The organism is Lysinibacillus sp. CTST325, assembly GCF_054665055.1.
In genome coordinates this window covers 75505-95012 of the sequence record NZ_BAAFHO010000012.1, presented here as the reverse complement: position 1 = coordinate 95012, position 19508 = coordinate 75505, and the positions used below count along the sequence as shown (strand labels likewise).

The window sequence follows — 19508 nt, the reverse complement described above, 5'->3', positions numbered from 1 at the left end:
TTCACCTTATTTCTTGTTTAATTCCATAGATTCTGGTAAAAGCCATTGCAAAACTACTTCAAAGCCAATTTGAAAATGTGGCTCTGTTAATGATTCAGCTGACTGATTACCATCCTCCTCCACTAGACTAAAGCAATGCGACCCAACAATTACATCCCAGGCATCCATTTCGCCTTCAATGATTTCTCCACAAATCGTATAATGCCCACTGTACATCACTTGTTCACCGTCTACAGGAAACCCGTTAAGTAAAGTTGGTTTATGTAAGTCTAGCCCAAGCTTATTCGAAAAATGCATGACTTCTTCATTAAACAAAAGACTAGCCTTACGAAAATTTTTACAGGATAAACACTCACAAACATCGTTTTGCAATTCGTATAATGCCTCTGTTTTTTCTGTCTCTACATGTAAAACCCATTCATCCAAACATACTTCTGTCATTTCCATTCCCCCTAATTCGTAAATGTCACTGTAACGATTGTTCCTTTTCCTACCTCTGATGTAATGTGTAATTCGTGACCGAGTTTTTCACAGATTTCTTTCGCTAAATATAAGCCCATCCCTGTGGATTCCCCGGTTTTACGCCCATTCTCACCAGTAAAAAAGGCTTTAGTGACACGAGAAAGATCGGAAGTTGGAATACCGATACCTTCATCACGAATGGCTAATTGTACGTAGTCATTCTTTTTAATGGCGGAAATGACTATTTTTTTATTTGATTCAAACGTATATTTAACCGCATTCGTTACGAATTGTCCGAGAATAAAGCGCAGCCACTTTGAATCACTTGCTACGATGATGTCATCCTCAATATGAATTTCTGGGAAAACACGCTTTGTAATAAATAAACGTTTATTTTCATTTACAGTTGCAGTCACAATCGTTTTTAAAGCAACCTGTTCTACTTGCATATCCTCTTCAAAATTTTCTAATCGAGCATTCACCAACACCATATCCAAGCCTCTTCGTAAGCGGTCAATTTCCTCCTGCACATTCTTTTTATCGAGAGGACGTTCATCCTGCAATAAAAGCTCAATAACAGAAATTGGCGTTTTCATCTGATGCACCCATTGATTAATAAACTGGTCATGTCGTTTTTGGCCTGCATATAACGCCTGAAGCTCGTGCTTATATAGTCGATATAGTTCATGCATATATTGCTCAGCCTTCATCGCCTCAGGTGTTTTAGCATTTTTTTGCAACACATCCTCCATTGTTTTAGGAAGCTGTGATATTTTTAATAAATAACGTTGGCGCATTAAATAACGGATAAGTAAAAATGAGGCTAACAACACTAAACTAATACAGAAGGAATAAATAGCGGTATCAACATTTCGAAAGCCGTCTAACCAATATAAGACCATGATGAAGCCGACTAATACGAACTGGAATACAATGAACGATGCGTAATCACGCAAAAATAATTTCCAGCCCACTATAACTCACCTGCACTTAAAATAAAGCGATAGCCTGCTCCGCGTACCGTTTCTATAGAAGACGCAATATGATAATCAGCCAACTTTTTCCGCACTCGTGTCATATTGACGTTCAATGTATTCTCATCGACAAATGCCTGATCGTCCCAAAGCTCTTCTAACAGTTGCTCACGTGTCACCACTTTTGGAGCATTTCCCATTAACAGTTCTAAAATGATACATTCTTTTTTCTGAAGTGGAATTTCTAAATCATTTTTATGAAGCTCCATTCTTTCTAAATGAAGAATAAGCTGTCCTTGTTTAATCGTCCGCTCCTCTTGTCTTGCTGCATATTCACCATATGTGCGACGCAAGTGACTGCGGATTTTAGCCAGTACAATTTCATAATTAAATGGCTTCGTAATGAAATCGTCGCCCCCATTTTCTAGCGCAAAAATTTGATCCATTTCGCCAGAACGAGCGGAAATGAAAATAATTGGACAAGTTGTATGTTGACGTAGCTGGCGACACCAATAGTAGCCATCGTACGAAGGTAAATTTATATCAAGCAACACCATATGTGGATTAAATGCTGTAAATTCTTCAACGAGATGATCAAATTCTTTGATCGTTTCAACTTCGTATTGATATTTTCTAAGCGTTTCTGCGAGCAATGACGCAATCTTTACATCATCTTCGACAATAAATATTCGATGCTTCTCCATACCAACACTCCTTTCTATCCTATATTGTATCAAAAAAAGGTTCGATGACATAACTGTCAGCAAACCTTTTGTAGCAAAAGTTAACACGAATTATTAGTAGAAATTTTTGTTCCCAAATACCTCTGCCTTAATAAGGGGTATCACCATAACGTGGGGGTTGATTTCCGTTCCGGCTAGGCGCTTTGTTGCTGACGCTTCGCTTTCGTACAGAGCAGAGCTTCCTAGGGCGTTTGATGAGCCGCTTGGGGCAACAGATGTTTTTTGCGCGAAAGCGTAACGGCAGCGAAAGGGTTTTATCTGTGCGAAAGTAGCGGCAGCGGTACGATGTTTGTCACGAAGGCGTTATCCCCAAGGAGTCATCGAGCTTCCACACCAATCAACTTATCCGCATGACATGCGTTTTGACAAAATGTCATCCAACTTTGTTTATCGGAACCTTTTATTTTTTATCGACTAACTTTTGAATTTTATCTACTAACTTTCACGTTTTATCAACCAACTTTTGAATTTTATCTACTAACTTTCACGTTTTATCAACCAACTTTTGAATTTTATCTACCAACTTTCACGTTTTATCAACGCAAAAAGGATTCATACACAAAATTGTGTGTGAATCCTTTTACTTTATGATGTCGCCTAGCCAGAACGAAGATCAACTTAAAATCCTCAATAAGGACATTTGCCAATTTCTATGCAAGCTTTTCTTAATAAATTAAATGTAAAAACTCTTCTGTCGTAATTCCACCAAAGTATGTTGGAATATCAATATCTGTTAACGCCTCAGCAATTGCAGTCCGATCATAGTTTGTCCCAACTAATCGTTGTTCAACATCAGCCATGTCGCCCACGCCGAAGAAATCACCAAAAATATGCACTTCTTCTATAATTCCATGATTCACCTCTAAGCGAATATCAATGCCTCCTGTTGGGAAACGATGTGTTTTTTGAATGTTAAAGCGTGGTGATTTGCCATAGTTCCATTCCCATGTTTGATAACGCTCGGCTGACAATTTGTGGATATTTTCCCAGTCTTCCTCCGTTAGCTCATAATAGCGAATATTTTCTTCACCACCGAAAATGGATTTTAAAATTTCTAGGCGAAATTCTTCGACTGTCATCTTGTCCTTCAAGAACTCCGAAATATTAGCTACTCGTGAACGAATCGATTTAATGCCCTTTGATTCAATTTTATCTTTCTTCACTTTTAATGCGGATACAACAGCATCAATTTCTGTATCAAACATTAAAGTACCGTGGCTAAACATACGCCCCTTTGTAGAAAACTGTGCGTTCCCAGAAACTTTACGCCCTTCCGCTAAAATGTCGTTACGGCCTGAAAGCTCAGCATGAACGCCCATTTTTGCAAGTGCATCTACAACAGGCTGAGTGAATTTTTTATAATTCATAAAGCTATCGCCATCGTCTTTAGTGATAAAACTGAAGTTAAGATTCCCTAAATCATGATACACCGCGCCTCCACCAGAAAGACGTCGCACAACGATAATGCCATTATCCTCTACATAATCTGTATTAATCTCTTCGATAGTATTTTGATTTTTACCAATGATGATTGAAGGCTGATTAATGTAAAAAAGTAACACTGGTTCCTTCTCAACATCCATCGTTTTTAATAAATACTCCTCAATGGCAAGGTTAATGCGTGGGTCATGAATCCCTTTATTATCAACGAATATCATAAATTCCGTCTCCTCCTTCACAAAATATCCATATTTATTTTATCGTAAATTAGGCATTTTGTGTTGACGAAAAGCATCTGTTATAATACACTATAAAATATCGAAACAGTAATAGTACAGATGAATTTAAAGGAGGAGTCCACAATGTTAGAAAATGTAGTTGAATTTTTCAAGAACCTACCTGCAAAGCAATGCACAGAATGCGGTGAAAAAATTGAAGAACAAAGTGAATGCTACAGCAACACTTGTGAAAACTGTAACCACCTATAAGCATTTGCCTATTCTGTAGAGTAGTCATATACGTGCCCCACACGTACTAATAATGACAACCCTCATCATATTTTGATGAACCCTTAATTAAATCTCTTACACTTACAAAACAGCAGCTGATACGCTCATATCAGCTGCTGTTTTTTGTGTATTTTTTTTGCATATGAGCGATTTTCGTTGGAGCCGAGCAGCTTTACTCTCTACCTGATCAGTTTTTGGCAGCTCTTCCTTACCCCCATTTAAAACAATCATTCAACCACAAAAAACACCCACCAATATTGGTGGGCGTAAAAATTCCTATTTTTAGTTTTCTTCAGCTACTTTTGAGTAACGTTTTGTGTGTAGTAGCATGAAATAACCGAAAGTAATAACTAAGAATACTACTAGGAAGCCTAATAGAACTCCGTAGTTTTGCATTAAGAATGATGTATCACCAGTTGAGATACTTGCTTTAAATGCTGAAACAGTATATGTCATTGGTAATAGTTTATTAAATACTTGTAATGGTTCTGGGATTAACTCAAGTGGGAATGTACCCGCACTTGTTGTAAGTTGTAAAATTAATACAACAATCGCCATAAAGCGTCCTGGATCACCGAAAATAGATACTAACATTTGGATTAAAGCTAAGAATACATAGCTTGTTAATAATGCTGTTAAGAAGAAGTATCCTAAACTGTATACTTCAAGGCCTAAGCTCCATTTTACAATAACCACTGTTAATATAGTTTGAATTAAGCCTACTATTGCTAAAACTGAGACTTTACTTGTAAACCAAGTTGCCCCATTTTTTGGACGAATCGCTGGTTCCACAAGTGGGAAAACGATAGAGATTAATAATGCACCAACGAATAAGCCAAGAGAAATAAAGTATGGTGAGAAGCCTGTTCCATAGTTAGGTACATGGTTAACAGATTCTTTATCAACCTCAACTGGGTTACCTACCATATCATATGTGTCTTTACCAGCATGAACTTCTTTCGCTTTATCACTCGCTTCACCTAGTTTGCTAGATAAAGTTGATGTACCATCTACAAGTTCAGTAGTACCATCAGCAAGCGTTTTAGAACCTTCTGCTAATTCACCTGATTTAGATGCGAGTGTTGATGTACCTTGATTCAATGTTTTTGAACCACTTGCTAGCTCATTTAAACCTGAAGCCAATGTTTTAGAACCTGTTACGGCTGTCTTAACACCAGCATTTAATTCACCTAATTTTTGGGCAAGTGTTGTATTACCAGCTTGAAGACCTTTTGCCCCTTGGACTAACGCACCACTTTTTGATGTTAACTCATTAGCACCTGCTAACACTTGTGATTGACCTGCTGCAATTTGTGATGCACCAGAACTTACTTGGTTAGCACCAGCTTGTAATTTTTCTGTACCAGCAGTTAATGAACCTAAGCCATTATGCACGCTTGCACTTCCTGCTTGTAGCTCTGCTAATGTTTGCTTTAATACTGCCGCTTGCTCTTCAGGCATTGAAGCCATCATGCCTTGTAATTGATTAGATAAAGCTGTGATGCCTTCTGCTACTTTTGCAGAACCCGCTGTTAATTGGCCTGCTGCACCATTTAATTGACCTGCACTAGTAGCAATTGAAGCTGCGCCTGCACTAATTTGTTGTTGTTTATCGTTAATTGTAGCTAAACCTGATTGAACCTTTGCTACACCTTGTGTATATTGTGATACACCTTGTGAAAGAGTTGTTGCTCCAGATGCTGCTTGTTGTGCACCTTGTTGTAACTGTCCAGTGCCGTCTTGTATTTTTACTAGACCAGTAGATAAGTCATTTGCACCTTTTGCAGCGTCTCCAGCACCTTTAGTAATTTTATCTGTACCATTTGACAATTCAACTGTACTTGATGCTAATTGCTCAAGATAACCTTTTAAATCTTTGGCACCATTAGCTAAAGTTTTAGCACCTTCATCTAGCTTACTTGAGCCATCTGCAGCCTCTGTAAAGCCATCTCCAAGTGTTGTAATAGAATCAAATAATTTTTCAGCATAAGTAGTTGAAACTTGTTTATTTACTTCCGCACGTATACGTTCCATTGCTGTTTCACCGATTTGTGCACTAAGGAAGTTTAATCCTTCATTTGGAATATAGTTCATGACTAATTTAGAAGGTTTGTCATCTAATAACGTAGTCGCATGCTCAGAGAAATTTGTTGGAATTTCTAGAGTCATATAATAATCTCGGCCATCTAGGCCTTTTTCAGCTTCTTCTTTGGATACTTCAATAAACTTAAAATCGTTACTCTCGACAAGCTTATCGACTAAGTCGTTCCCTAAATCTAATTTAACGCCTTCCATTTCAGCGCCCTTATCTTGGTTGACAACTGCTACTGGTAAATTCGGCAGGCCTGCATACGGATCCCAAAACGCCCATAAAAACATGCCTGCGTACATGACTGGGATAAATAATACAGCGATTATTGAAACAAGCATTTTTCTTGTTTTAAAGATTTTCAGCCACTCAGCTTTAATCATAAGTCTTCTTCACTCCTATAATATTTGACCGAAAACGTCAGTCGGTCACTTTTATTCAAAAAAACCTAAATCTCCCTAGACTGTCGTTGATTCATCTTTTAGCTCAGCCGAATCAAGTTAGAATTAGTCCACGGAAGATTGTTTCCTTGAAAAGATTTAATATCTTTTCTTCAGGAATAATGTCGCCATGTAGCTCATGCCAATCAACGACAAATGCTAGATACGCCTTTAACAACAGAAAGCTTACTAATTCTGCATCACAATCTCTAATTTCGCCTTTATCGATACGTCTTTGAATTAATTCAGTAACGAAGGATAAAACTTCCGTCTCAATGCGAACTAAAACTTGTTTAACTGCTGGCGTTCGTAGCTCCTTTTCTTCCTCTAATAACTTCGCAAATAAAAGATGTTTTTCACGGAACTGTAGCATTTTCATTAAAGCATTATGCGCATTGTCCATAAAGCTAGCGGATGCATCCAACACTGCATCTGCTTCTGCTTGCATCTCTCGTACAAGTGACATAGCTATCTCTTGAAATAAAATTTCTTTATTTGCAAAGAATGTGTAAATCGTCCCTTTACCGACGTTGGCGATTTTAGCCACTTGCTCCATTGTTGTTGCCTTGTAACCAAACAATGTAAAGGATTTTGCAGCTGCTTCAAGAATTTCCTGCCTACGATCCATTAGTAACATCCTTTCTTGTTATGTTATGTACATGCCTTTGTACACGAAAATGATAATGACCAGAAAACCATTTCGGTCATCTGGTCATTATCATATTCCTATTTTAAAAATAATGCAAGCATTTAATTGTGATTTTTTTCACTTTTTTCGTGATCACTGTGCTCAGAAGTATCATTACCGTGATTCATCATGTTATGATCCATACTGTTGTTATTTGCTTTTTCATCCTCTGGTAAAACTTTCGTCATATCAGGGCTGCCAGCAGTAATTTGTTGCTTCGGCATATTATGAACGCCATTAGCAGTTGTATGAGCATACATATAATATACCCCATCGTGGTCAAATGTAGTCGTCGCTTTATAAACGCCATCTTTCTCTAATTTACCGTCAATCATTTGCCCTTGATCACGTTTACCAGATTCCCAAACCTCAAATTTTACTACTGCATCATCAATTTTTTTGCCACCTTGTTCAACCTGCGCAGCAAGATCAATTGTTTCATTGATTGCTACTTCTTTCGGTGTTAAAATTTCAACTTCTGGTATTTGAGCCACCTCAGGCTCCGGTAAAGCTGCTTGCTCTTTCTTTTCTCCGCAACCTACTAATAATGCAGGTACTGCAACTAATGCCAATAACCATTTTTTCATGTTTTATTCCTCCATTAATGGCAATGTGATTTTTACCACTGTGCCTTTTTCAACTTCACTTTCAATCTCTATCTTGCCGTGTAACTGCTTCAACAATTGTTCTACAATCGACAATCCTAATCCACTGCCACCATCTGCTCGGCTCCGTGCTTTGTTAACACGATAAAAGCGCTCCGTTACATGCGATAAATCCTCTTGAGGAATACCTATTCCATAATCCTTAATGATAATTTGTGCACTAGCATTATCCTCAAAAGCAGTAATTTCAACTTTTGACTGTTCATACGAGTAATTAATGGCATTTTCAATAATATTAATAAAAATTTGTTTCAGCTTTACTTCATCCGCTTCAATGATTAATGCATCATCTGCATCCAAATGGAGTGTAATGCTCTTCTTCTCTGCCTGATGAGTTAATATTTTTTGAACCTCACGTAATGTTTCGGCAAGAGGAATTGGATATAAAGTAATTTCTGCTTGTTCATTTTCCATACGAGCAAGTTGAAGCAATTCATTCGTTAAACGTTCCATACGATTTGCCTCACGTACAATCAGTTGGATTGTTTCCTCTTTTTGATGTTCTGGAATAATGCTATTCTGCATTGCTTCGCTATAGCCTTTTACATAGCTAATGGGTGTCCGTAGCTCATGTGAAACTGTCGCCAAAAACGTTTTTTGAGCCTCATCCTCTTGTTGGATCGCCTCTGCCATTTGATTAAAGGTGCTCGATAGCCTTCCGATTTCATCTTTTGAATGAACTGGCACACGCGTTCCATAATTTCCGTATGACATTTGCTCAACAGCTCTTTGTAAATTACTTAATGGTCGCATAATATGACGAATTCCTTTATAAATTAAATAGCTAATGACAATTAAAAATATAAAGGCACTGACAAATAAGAAAATGACTTCATTATTCGCTAGCTCACTTATTTTCGCAAGAGGGAAGTAAATATAAATAATCCCTTCGAGCCTATTTTGATCCACTAGCGGAAGTACTACAGAAATTAACTGTCTATCAAATCGAGGTTCATACCCAATTTTTTGTACATATTCCCCCGCAAGTAATTGCTGTCGCTCTTCTGGACCAATTAATGTTTCGAAATCAATATCAAACGGCACACAGGCACTTAATTCTCGCGGATTTCTTACTGCAAAAATATTCAAATTCGAATAATTAGCATAATGTTCAATATCTGCAATAAATTCATCCGTTACCTTACTACCGGTATACATCGTTTGTAGCTTTGTCCCTACTTCTACCATCATCTCTTCCGTGTCTTCTACATATAGTCTTTCATATAAATAATTAGTCAGGACATACATAAAGACAACGGTAATGATCAAAAATGCAAAGATTAATAGCCAAATGCGTGTTGAAATCTTCTTCATTCGCCAGGATCAAAGCGATAGCCCACTCCCCAGACGGTTTGAATATGCCCCGCCGCTTCCTTTCCAAGCTTTAGACGTAAGGTTTTTATATGAGTGTCCACAGTTCTTGTTCCCCCTACATAATCAATATCCCAAATGCGTTCTAGTAATTGCTCCCTAGTATAAGCATTTCCAGGATTATTCATAAATAAATGTAATAGTTCAAATTCCTTCAAAGTAAGCGGAACACTCTTTCCATCTACAGATACCTTTCGTGCAATCTCATCTATTTTAATAGGTCCTAATATCACATATTTTTGCTGCAAGTCTTCAATATTAGTACCACTTCTTCTTAGCACAGCATGGATTCGAGCAACTAGTTCATCATTTGTAAAGGGTTTTACAATATAATCATCTCCGCCAATTGTTAAGCCTTTTACCTTATCCTCATTTGCATCACGTGCTGTCAGAAAAATAATTGGTATATTCGACATCGCACGTATACTTTGACAAACCGCAAAACCATCTTCGTGCGGCATCATCACATCAAGTAGAACTAAATCAATTTTTTCGCGTACGATCATATCGTAGGCTTCTGTACCACTTGCTGCTGTTACGGTCTCAATTTTAGCATTATGGAGCATCATTTCTATTAAATTACGCATATCTTGCTCATCATCAACAATTAATACAGTTGTCACATTTATTCCTCCCTCACTAACAATTGAAATGCACCTTTCCCCACATCAACTGCTTTTTTCACCTGACCTTCTTTTATAAAATACAAAGTATGGTCATCATAACCAGCGACAACAATATAATCTTTAAACTGATTTACGACAAACGGATTAGCTCCTACCTCTTGCTGCCATTTCACATTTCCATCAAAGTCGGCAACATATAATTTATTACGGCCATGACTAACAACGAGAACAGTATCCTTTGTTTTGGTTAATCCAACAGGCATTAAAGGCATTGCTATCTCCCCATGTTTGGCGCCTGTTATAAGATCATATTTTTTAACAGAGTTATTCGGTTTACTTCCTTCTCCATGGCCACCAATCCATAGTTCATTTTTCTCTTCAAGAATTGCTATTCCATGTGATGATTTTTGAATTGGCCACTCTTGTTCAATTTTCAGATTCTCAATATTCAACACCGATAATTTCGTATCTTTATAATTAATCACATATAGCTTATCTTTATAAGCTGCCATTGACATAGGATAATTACCAAGCTTCTGTGTTGCCAGTTCGTTGCCCTCTTCATCAAAGCTTGTTACTGTATTCGTTTTGCTATTCGTAATAAAAAACTGTTTTCTATTTTCAGCATAATACGCATTCGTTGAACCAAGCTGTACTTTTTTGGAATAGAGCTTCTTTCCAGTTGATAATGTATAGATATCAATTTCTTTTAATTGATGACCATACAATAACACACGATCATTTCCGAGGAGTACTGCCCCTGAGTAAGCTTTATCTAATAACCATGTTGCTATTACATTACCTTGTTCATCTATAAAATCTAGAGAAGGCTCTTGTATATTTAAGGATGCAATAAAATTCTGATCGCGTTCAATAGGCTCAAACGATTTCTCCGTGCACCCTACTAGCAATACAAGCTGTACTAAAGAAAAAATGAAAAATGCCCATCTTTTCAACATCATCACCTCTGTTTCTTAACTATACTTCACAATTGTGAAATTCACGTGAAACTTGAGAGGTAAATTTATGACAAAGAAAGCAAGCAAATTTCACAGTTATTATTATGTAATGGTACATTTACGAGCATTTATCCAATCCAAAATGTTAGTAGCACATATACTACATAGATTATGGTAAGGAGGAATCAACTTTATGGTGTCAATCAGCTTATGTATGATTGTGAAAAATGAAGAAGATGTCATCGGTAGATGTCTAGCATCTATAAAAGACTTAGTTGATGAGATTAATATCATCGATACTGGCTCTACCGACAATACGAAGCAAATTGTGAAACAGTTTACAAATCGTATTTTTGATTTTGAATGGATTCATCATTTTGCAGCTGCAAGAAATTTTTCATTCCAACAGGCAACAAAGGAGTACATTTTATGGCTAGATGCAGACGACGTATTATTAGAGGAGGATCAAGAAAAATTCAAAGCACTAAAAGAATCCTTAACCCCTGATATAGATGCCGTTTCGATGAATTATAATTTAAGCTTTGATAATGAAGGAAATGTAAGTTCTCTATTAAGAAGATATCGCTTAGTTAGAAGAGATAAACAATTCCAATGGATAGGTGCTGTACACGAATATTTAGAAGTCGGTGGAAAGCTACTGGATAGTGAAATCGCTGTTAGTCATTTACCACTTAGTCACGATCATTCGCGGAATATTACGATCTATAAACAACTAGTTGAATCAGGGGAACCGCTCTCTCCACGAGATACTTTTTATTACGCAAATGAATTACTAGATCATGGACAATTTGAGGATGCAATATTTTACTACGAAACGTTTTTAACTTCTAAATTAGGCTGGGTAGAAGATAATATTAGAGCCTGTTTCAAATTAGCAGATTGTTATTGTCATTTAAATGATACAGAAAATAATTTGAGTTCCATTTTAAGAAGCTTTGAATATGATATTCCACGTCCAGAAGCATGTTGTAGACTTGGTTTTTATTTTATGGAACAAGCCAAAAATTATGAAGCAATATTTTGGTATGAACAAGCGCTTAACATCAAACAAAATCCTAACGCCCCCTTTCAAAATAAAACCTTTACGACATGGTTACCCCACTTACAACTTTGTGTCCTCTTTGATCGGTTACAACAATATGAACTTGCCAACGCACATAATGAATTAGCCAGATCCTTTTTACCAAATGACGAAAAAATACTGCACAATAAAACATATTTTGATCGTATTTTAAATAAGGGTAATGAAAAATTTTAGTTTCCCTCTATCATGAATGGGTTATTTAGTACATTGAAGAAATTTTTAAATTCTAGTATTAGGTTTTAACTATACATTGAATAAAAATACTTTTATCGCTATCAATATTTTAGAATAACCAAGGAGTTAACTGTCTATTTCACCTTTTCCCTCTATGAATACGATATTTGTGAGAGGAGGTGAAACAATGCATTTTGGAAATTTTAAAGAAAGAGTTTGCAGCAAATGTAATACATTCCCATGTTGTTGTAGTCCTTGTCCTCCTCAAAGCTGTCCTATTTTTCCTGTTAAACCTACTGGAAAAACTGGTCCTACAGGAGCGACTGGGGCTACCGGGGCTACTGGCTCTACCGGTGTGACTGGGGCTACTGGGGAACGCGGACCTACTGGTGCGACTGGCGTTACCGGCTCTACTGGGGAACGCGGATCTACTGGCGCGACTGGCGTTACTGGCTCTACTGGGGAACGCGGACCTACTGGCGCGACTGGCGTTACTGGCTCTACTGGGGAACGTGGACCTACTGGCGCGACTGGCGTTACTGGCTCTACTGGGGAACGTGGACCTACTGGCGCGACTGGTGTTACTGGCTCTACTGGGGAACGCGGACCTACTGGCGCGACTGGTGTTACTGGCTCTACTGGGGCTACCGGCTCTACTGGGGAACGTGGATCTACTGGTGCGACTGGGGCTACTGGGGCTACTGGGGCTACGGGTACGACTGGCTCTACTGGCGTTACTGGTGACACTGGAGCTACCGGTGCGACTGGCTCTACTGGCGTTACTGGGGTTACGGGCTCTACTGGTGTAACTGGCTCTACCGGTGTTACTGGTGACACTGGGGCTACAGGTGCTACTGGCTCTACCGGCGTTACTGGGGTTACGGGCTCTACTGGTGTAACTGGCTCTACCGGTGTTACTGGCTCTACCGGTGTTACTGGTGACGCTGGGGCTACTGGCTCTACTGGCGTTACTGGAGCTACGGGAGCTACTGGCTCTACTGGCTCTACTGGCTCCACTGGCTCCACTGGCGTTACTGGAGCTACGGGAGCTACTGGCTCTACTGGCTCTACTGGCTCCACTGGCTCCACTGGCGTTACTGGAGCTACGGGAGCTACTGGCTCTACTGGCTCCACTGGGGTTACTGGAGCTACGGGCTCTACTGGTGTAACTGGCTCTACTGGGGCTACTGGGGCTACTGGCTCTACCGGTGTTACTGGTGACGCTGGGGCTACTGGCTCTACTGGCGTTACTGGAGCTACGGGAGCTACTGGCGTTACTGGCGTTACTGGAGCTACTGGCTCTACTGGGGCTACAGGTGCTACTGGCTCTACTGGGGCTACAGGTGCTACTGGCTCTACCGGTGTTACTGGCTCTACCGGTGTTACTGGCTCTACTGGGGCTACAGGTGCTACTGGCTCTACTGGCTCTACTGGTGTAACTGGCTCTACTGGCGTTACTGGCTCTACTGGTGTAACTGGCTCTACTGGGGCTACTGGGGCTACTGGCTCTACTGGCGTTACTGGGGCTACTGGCTCTACTGGCGTTACTGGGGTTACTGGAGCTACGGGCTCTACTGGCTCTACTGGCTCTACTGGGGCTACTGGCTCTACTGGCTCTACTGGCTCTACTGGTGCTACTGGCTCTACCGGTGTTACTGGTGACGCTGGGGCTACTGGCTCTACTGGAGCTACGGGAGCTACGGGAGCTACTGGCTCTACTGGCTCCACCGGCGTTACTGGAGCTACGGGAGCTACTGGCTCTACTGGCTCCACTGGGGTTACTGGAGCTACGGGCTCTACTGGTGTAACTGGCTCTACTGGGGCTACTGGGGCTACTGGGGCTACTGGCGTTACTGGGGTTACTGGAGCTACTGGAGCTACTGGCTCTACTGGCTCCACTGGGGTTACTGGAGCTACTGGGGCTACTGGGGCTACTGGCGTTACTGGGGTTACTGGAGCTACTGGCTCTACTGGCTCTACTGGCTCTACTGGGGTTACTGGAGCTACTGGCTCTACTGGCTCTACTGGCTCTACTGGCTCTACTGGCTCTACTGGCTCTACTGGCTCTACTGGCTCTACTGGCTCTACTGGCTCTACTGGCTCTACTGGCTCTACTGGGGCTACTGGCTCTACCGGTGTTACTGGCTCTACTGGGGCTACAGGTGCTACTGGCTCTACTGGCGTTACTGGGGTTACCGGAGCTACTGGCTCTACCGGAGCTACCGGTTCTACTGGGGCTACCGGCGTTACCGGAGCTACTGGCTCTACTGGCTCTACTGGCTCTACCGGCTCTACCGGCTCTACCGGCTCTACCGGCTCTACCGGCTCTACCGGCTCTACCGGCTCTACTGGCTCTACTGGCTCTACCGGAGCTACCGGTTCTACTGGGGCTACTGGCGTTACCGGAGCTACTGGCTCTACCGGGGCTACTGGCGTTACCGGAGCTACTGGCTCTACTGGCTCTACCGGAGCTACCGGAGCTACCGGTTCTACTGGGGCTACTGGCTCTACTGGCTCTACCGGCTCTACTGGCTCTACTGGGGCTACCGGCTCTACTGGCTCTATCGGAGCTACCGGTTCTACTGGGGCTACTGGCTCTACTGGCTCTACTGGCTCTACTGGGGCTACTGGGGCTACTGGGGCTACTGGGGCTACTGGTGTAACTGGTGCTACCGGGGCTACTGGGGCTACTGGGGCTACTGGGGCTACTGGGGCTACTGGTGAACGTGGCGTCACTGGCTCTACTGGGGCTACTGGTGTAACTGGTGCTACCGGGGCTACTGGCTCTACCGGGGCTACCGGGGCTACCGGGGCTACTGGCGAACGTGGTGCTACTGGCGCTACTGGGACTACCGGACCAGCATTTACAGAAGGTTTCTCAGCATTTGCTAATGCTTTATCAGTAAGTGCTTCTACTACAATTACTAACTGGAGTGTTGCAGCTCCATATTTCACAACACCAGCATTCAATCCAACGACCGGAATTTTCACTGTTCCAACAACTGGAAGATACGCTTTTGAAGCTACCATCAACTACTCAACGACTGCAGCAATTACTGTAACCTTAGGGGCTGGCATCAATCCATCATTTGCTATTCGCCAAAACGCTACAACAAATTTAATAAGCGGGCTATTCCCTTTATTAAATGTAAATGTTATTGCCGTATTGACTTTACGCGCTGTCCTTGGTAATGGGACGGTAACATTGGCTGGAGAAGTCGATTTAAATGCAGGTGATACCATTGATTTATTCTACAATGCTAACGGTTTAACGATAGGGCTTACTCTTGGAGGAGCTAACTCTGGCGGTATTGTCTGGTCATGTCACCGAATTTCATAGCATTAAGATCTTTACTGGGAAAGTAGAAGCTTACTTTCCCAGTTTTTAATTCGAGATATACTTTGCCCTATCAAATTGCAAAATAAAAAAAGTAGTACAAACCTTGATCTTCAAGTTTGTACTACTTACTGATAACCATTTTTTCCTTACAAATCCCCAAACATTTCCTTCAACATTTCTTCAGCAACATTTTTACCTTGCTCAACGCACTCAGGTATTGATATTCCTTCGAAGGAACTCCCCGAGAGCTTAACATTCGGAAAATGTTCACGTAATTCTTGTTTTGAACGCTCAACCTTCGCCTCATGTCCTACCGTATACTGTGGCATGGCATTTTTCCAGCGGGAAACTACAGTCATTGACGGTTCTCCATTTACACCAATTGTTTTCATTAAATCCTGCAATACAGTTTTTTCAATTTCTGTATCAGATAACGCTACAATTGCCTCGTCGCCGACTCGGCCAATATAACTGCGTAATAGCACATAGTCATCTGGTGTTGTGCCAGGCCACTTGCGGTTAATCCAAGTACAAGAAGTTATTGAAAAATCACTATTTCGGGAGACAAAAAATGATAACGCGTCTAGATCACCTAACTGATCTTTTTTAAATGCCATTGTCACAGTAGCAATAGTTGCTGCCTTCATTGTACTCAATTCATTTAATAGCTGGTGTTTACTGAACATTTTTCTTGCCACATTAAATGGTGTAGCAATAATAACAGCATCTGCTTTTAATTGTGTAAAATTGTTTAACACAACTTGGACTGACCCATCCTTACCATGCTCAATTTCCTCAACTTTAACACCCTTCATAACTGTCCCAGGAAGTAGTGATTCTTCAAGTTTTTCGATAAGTGTCTCAAGACCATTATTAAATGTTTGAAAAATCCCTTTATCTTTCGTATTGAGTTTGTTACTTAAAAAATTCGTACCAGACTTTTTCATACCTATAAGTAGGCTACGATATTTTTGTTCTAATCCATAGAGCTGTGGGAATGTTGAACGCATGCTTAACTGCTCAATATCACCAGCAAATGTTCCTGCAAGTAATGGTTCTACTAGATTTTCTACAATTTCAGCACCGAATCTTCTTCTAAAAAATTGCCCTAAAGGTTGGTCATCATTCTGTGCAGAACGAGGGATGAAAAAATCCCCCGCCGCACGAACTTTCCCGCTAAGTGAAAACAAACCTGATGTAATAAATGACGAGACATGTGGGTTTGCTCCAGACAAAAGATTACTCGGGATTGGATACAATTGACTACCAACGGCAACATAAGTCGGTCCTGTATTGCTTGTAATCATTCCCTGTTCAATGCCTAAATCCTTTGCCAAAGCATATACATAGTTCTCACGATCAAAAAAAGATTCTGGACCGCGCTCGATAATAAAGCCATCTTTTCTCAGTGTTTGTATTTTTCCGCCAAGACGTAATGACGACTCGACAAGTACGATATCTAACGGCAATTCTTTTGCGCTTGCTTCTTTTTGCAAATAGAATGCAGCTGTGAGGCCAGTAATGCCACCGCCTACAACAACTACCTTTCGTCTTTTCTGAGTCACCAACATCATCACTTTCTTTTCGCTTAGCTTAATTTTTTATGAATGGCATCAACCATTGCATCAATAAATAACGGGTGTGTATTTGGCATTGCTGGACGATAATATTTCGCGCCAAGTTCATCACAAACAACTTTACATTCATAATCGTTGTCATATAAAACTTCTAAATGTTCTGTTACAAAGCCAACTGGCGTATAAACGAATGAACGGAAGCCCTTTTGCTCGTAAAGTTCACGCGTTAAGTCCTGAACATCCGGACCGATCCATGGCTCAGGTGTTTGTCCTGCTGATTGCCAGCCAACTTCTACATTGTTTACACCTGTCGCTTCTTTAATTAGTCGAGCCGTCTCAATTAATTGATCTTCATATGGATCGCCTAGCTCTTTAATTTTCTCTGGAAGTGAATGTGCAGACACGATTAAACATGCTTTTTCACGTTCTTCTTCAGACATTGCATTAAACGTTTCATTCACTTTCATTTTCCAATACTCAATGAACTTAGGTTCATCATACCAAGATTCTACAGAAGTAATTGTTAATCGATCTCCAGCCGCTTCTGTTGCACGACCATTATATGATTTAATAGAGAACGTTGAGAAGTGAGGAGCTAATACGATAGAAACCGCTTCTTTAATACCTTCCGCTACCATTCCTTCTACAGCATCTTCAATGAATGGGTGGATATGCTTTAATCCGATAAATAATTTGTATTCCACATTATCTTGTACTTCATTTAAACGTGCACATAAAGCCTCAGCCTGCGCTTTAGTAGCTGCAGCAAGTGGCGATAAACCACCGATTGCTTCATAACGACTGCGTAAATCTTCTAAATGCTCTTCTGAAGGTTTGCGACCGTGACGAATATGTGTATAGTAAGGTTCGATGTCTTCTTCTTTATAGGGTGTTCCATATGCCATGACTAATAAGCCTTTAACTTCTTTCATTACCTTTTCACCTCTAAATAATAGTTAAATATATCTTTAATCGTATAGTATTTGACAAAAAGAAGCTGTCCAATTCATTAGGTTGGACAGCACCCTTTCTACGATGAAATCGAGATCTCATTCATAAAAAAGAAATATGAGAGTTAATATCTTGTTCACATCTATATTAAGAGCGTGCTTGGATTTGTTGAGCACTATACTCATGAATAAGAGCTGTTAAACGTTTTAACACTTCTGGATCTACCTCTGGGAATACACCGTGACCTAGGTTAAAGATATGCCCTGGCATTTCTAAACCTTGATCGATAATATCTTTCGTGCGTTTTTCAATAATTGACCAATCAGCAAGTAATAGTGATGGATCTAAATTGCCTTGTACTGGTTTAGTAATACCGTTTGCACGTGCTTCTTTAATTGGTAAACGCCAATCTAAGCCAACAACATCAATCGGTAAATCATTCCATTCTTTCGCTAAATGACTTGCACCGACACCAAACTGAATAAGTGGCACATTTTCTTTTTTCAGTTCAGCAAAAATACGTGTCATAATCGGTTTAATGAATACACGATAGTCTTCAACATTTAAAGCACCTACCCACGAGTCAAATATTTGGATAGCTTTTGCTCCCGCTTCGACTTGGGCAGAAACATCAGAAATAATCATGTCAGCTAATTTGTCCATTAATGCAAACCAAGCTTGAGGCTCTGATACCATAAATGATTTTGTTTTATTATAGTTTCTTGAAGGACCACCTTCAATCATATAGCTTGCGAGAGTGAATGGCGCACCTGCAAAGCAGATTAAAGGTACATTTAGTTGTTCCTCTGATAGCATTTTTATTGTTTCTAAAACGTACGGTGTATGTTCTTTCGCATTGAATTCGCCTAGTTTATCTATATCAGCGACTGAGCGAATAGGATTTGAAATGACAGGACCTACGCCTGCTTTGATTTTCACATCTACCCCAATACCAGGGAGTGGAGTTACTATATCTTTGTATAAAATTGCTGCATCAACATTGTAGTTTTCTACTGGTAATCGCGTTACATATGCACAAAGCTCAGGTTGAAGTGTAATTTCCTCTAAAGAATACTTTTCTTTAATCGCACGATATTCCGGCTGAGAGCGTCCCGCTTGTCGCATATACCATACTGGTGTATGTTCAGTTCTTTCTCCTCGTGCAGCACGTAGAAGAGTATCATTAAAAGTTGTCATGAATAGTTCCTTCCCCTCAATAAAATTCATATCGTAAAATTCTCTTATTTATTCCGTTATTATTGATATCCGTTTTCAATAGTAAACGCTTCCTCTGTTATTGTATAGTTTTCATAGTAAAATGTCATAAAATTGTTCTTTCTAAGGAATTTCTTTTTTGACAAAGCTATAGACTTCCACTTAAATGGAGATAATCAC

17 protein-coding genes are annotated in these 19508 nt (G+C 40.1%); 3 read left to right on the top strand and 14 right to left on the bottom strand.

All coding sequences use genetic code 11. The features are described from left to right. Nucleotides 1-6: 6 nt before the first annotated feature. From ACYQ73_RS21650 to ACYQ73_RS21635, 4 genes are all read right to left on the bottom strand, one after another. Nucleotides 7-441 carry a hypothetical protein gene (locus tag ACYQ73_RS21650; protein WP_460014350.1) on the bottom strand — a complete coding sequence of 145 codons (435 nt, stop codon included), beginning with the start codon at nt 439-441 and terminating at the stop codon, nt 7-9. An 11-nt stretch (nt 442-452) separates the two neighbouring features. Beyond that, complete coding sequence (locus tag ACYQ73_RS21645; RefSeq protein WP_460014349.1) at nt 453-1436, bottom strand: sensor histidine kinase; 984 nt, start codon at nt 1434-1436, stop codon at nt 453-455. Beyond that, nucleotides 1436-2140: a response regulator transcription factor gene (locus ACYQ73_RS21640; RefSeq protein WP_142509258.1), complete on the bottom strand. Its 705-nt coding sequence runs from the start codon at nt 2138-2140 to the stop codon at nt 1436-1438. Before ACYQ73_RS21640 ends, ACYQ73_RS21645 begins: the two co-directional genes overlap by 1 nt. A 704-nt stretch (nt 2141-2844) precedes the next feature. After that, nucleotides 2845-3837 carry a lipoate--protein ligase gene (locus tag ACYQ73_RS21635; RefSeq protein ID WP_460014348.1) on the bottom strand — a complete coding sequence of 331 codons (993 nt, stop codon included), beginning with the start codon at nt 3835-3837 and terminating at the stop codon, nt 2845-2847. A 144-nt stretch (nt 3838-3981) separates the two neighbouring features. Here ACYQ73_RS21635 and yhfH point away from each other — a divergent pair, with 144 nt between their 5' ends. Continuing rightward, the gene (yhfH, locus tag ACYQ73_RS21630) at nt 3982-4107 is read left to right on the top strand and encodes a protein YhfH (protein WP_132362068.1); all 126 of its coding nucleotides are present in this window, start codon (nt 3982-3984) and stop codon (nt 4105-4107) included. Nucleotides 4108-4209: 102 nt separating this feature from the next. Here yhfH and ACYQ73_RS21625 read toward each other — a convergent pair whose 3' ends face one another. The 7 genes from ACYQ73_RS21625 to ACYQ73_RS21595 form a co-directional block, all read right to left on the bottom strand. After that, nucleotides 4210-4359, bottom strand: a complete 150-nt coding sequence (locus ACYQ73_RS21625) for a hypothetical protein (RefSeq protein WP_460014347.1) — start codon at nt 4357-4359, stop codon at nt 4210-4212. A gap of 51 nt (nt 4360-4410) precedes the next feature. Beyond that, complete coding sequence (locus ACYQ73_RS21620) at nt 4411-6600, bottom strand: YhgE/Pip family protein (protein ID WP_460014346.1); 2190 nt, start codon at nt 6598-6600, stop codon at nt 4411-4413. A gap of 112 nt (nt 6601-6712) precedes the next feature. Then, a complete protein-coding gene (locus ACYQ73_RS21615) occupies nt 6713-7285 on the bottom strand; it encodes a TetR/AcrR family transcriptional regulator (protein ID WP_460014345.1) in 573 nt (190 codons plus the stop codon). 122 nt (nt 7286-7407) lie between these two features. Next, the gene (locus ACYQ73_RS21610; RefSeq protein ID WP_460014344.1) at nt 7408-7932 is read right to left on the bottom strand and encodes a FixH family protein; all 525 of its coding nucleotides are present in this window, start codon (nt 7930-7932) and stop codon (nt 7408-7410) included. A 3-nt stretch (nt 7933-7935) separates the two neighbouring features. Continuing rightward, nucleotides 7936-9324 (bottom strand): sensor histidine kinase, encoded by a 1389-nt coding sequence (locus ACYQ73_RS21605; RefSeq protein WP_460014343.1) that lies wholly within the window; start codon nt 9322-9324, stop codon nt 7936-7938. Beyond that, nucleotides 9321-10004, bottom strand: a complete 684-nt coding sequence (locus ACYQ73_RS21600) for a response regulator transcription factor (protein WP_460014342.1) — start codon at nt 10002-10004, stop codon at nt 9321-9323. Before ACYQ73_RS21600 ends, ACYQ73_RS21605 begins: the two co-directional genes overlap by 4 nt. A gap of 2 nt (nt 10005-10006) precedes the next feature. Beyond that, complete coding sequence (locus ACYQ73_RS21595; RefSeq protein ID WP_460014341.1) at nt 10007-10966, bottom strand: YncE family protein; 960 nt, start codon at nt 10964-10966, stop codon at nt 10007-10009. Between the two features lie 193 nt (nt 10967-11159). Here ACYQ73_RS21595 and ACYQ73_RS21590 point away from each other — a divergent pair, with 193 nt between their 5' ends. Together ACYQ73_RS21590 and ACYQ73_RS21585 are read left to right on the top strand one after the other, a co-directional pair. Beyond that, entirely contained in the window at nt 11160-12245 is a 1086-nt protein-coding gene (locus ACYQ73_RS21590; protein ID WP_460014340.1) for a glycosyltransferase family 2 protein, read from the top strand. Nucleotides 12246-12432: 187 nt separating this feature from the next. Next, the gene (locus ACYQ73_RS21585; protein WP_460014339.1) at nt 12433-15585 is read left to right on the top strand and encodes a beta strand repeat-containing protein; all 3153 of its coding nucleotides are present in this window, start codon (nt 12433-12435) and stop codon (nt 15583-15585) included. Nucleotides 15586-15731: 146 nt separating this feature from the next. Here ACYQ73_RS21585 and hemY read toward each other — a convergent pair whose 3' ends face one another. From hemY to hemE, 3 genes are all read right to left on the bottom strand, one after another. Then, complete coding sequence (gene hemY, locus ACYQ73_RS21580; RefSeq protein WP_460014388.1) at nt 15732-17159, bottom strand: protoporphyrinogen oxidase; 1428 nt, start codon at nt 17157-17159, stop codon at nt 15732-15734. Nucleotides 17160-17173: 14 nt separating this feature from the next. Further along, the gene (hemH, locus tag ACYQ73_RS21575; RefSeq protein WP_460014338.1) at nt 17174-18094 is read right to left on the bottom strand and encodes a ferrochelatase; all 921 of its coding nucleotides are present in this window, start codon (nt 18092-18094) and stop codon (nt 17174-17176) included. Between the two features lie 166 nt (nt 18095-18260). After that, entirely contained in the window at nt 18261-19310 is a 1050-nt protein-coding gene (gene hemE, locus ACYQ73_RS21570) for a uroporphyrinogen decarboxylase (protein WP_460014337.1), read from the bottom strand. Nucleotides 19311-19508 lie beyond the last annotated feature (198 nt).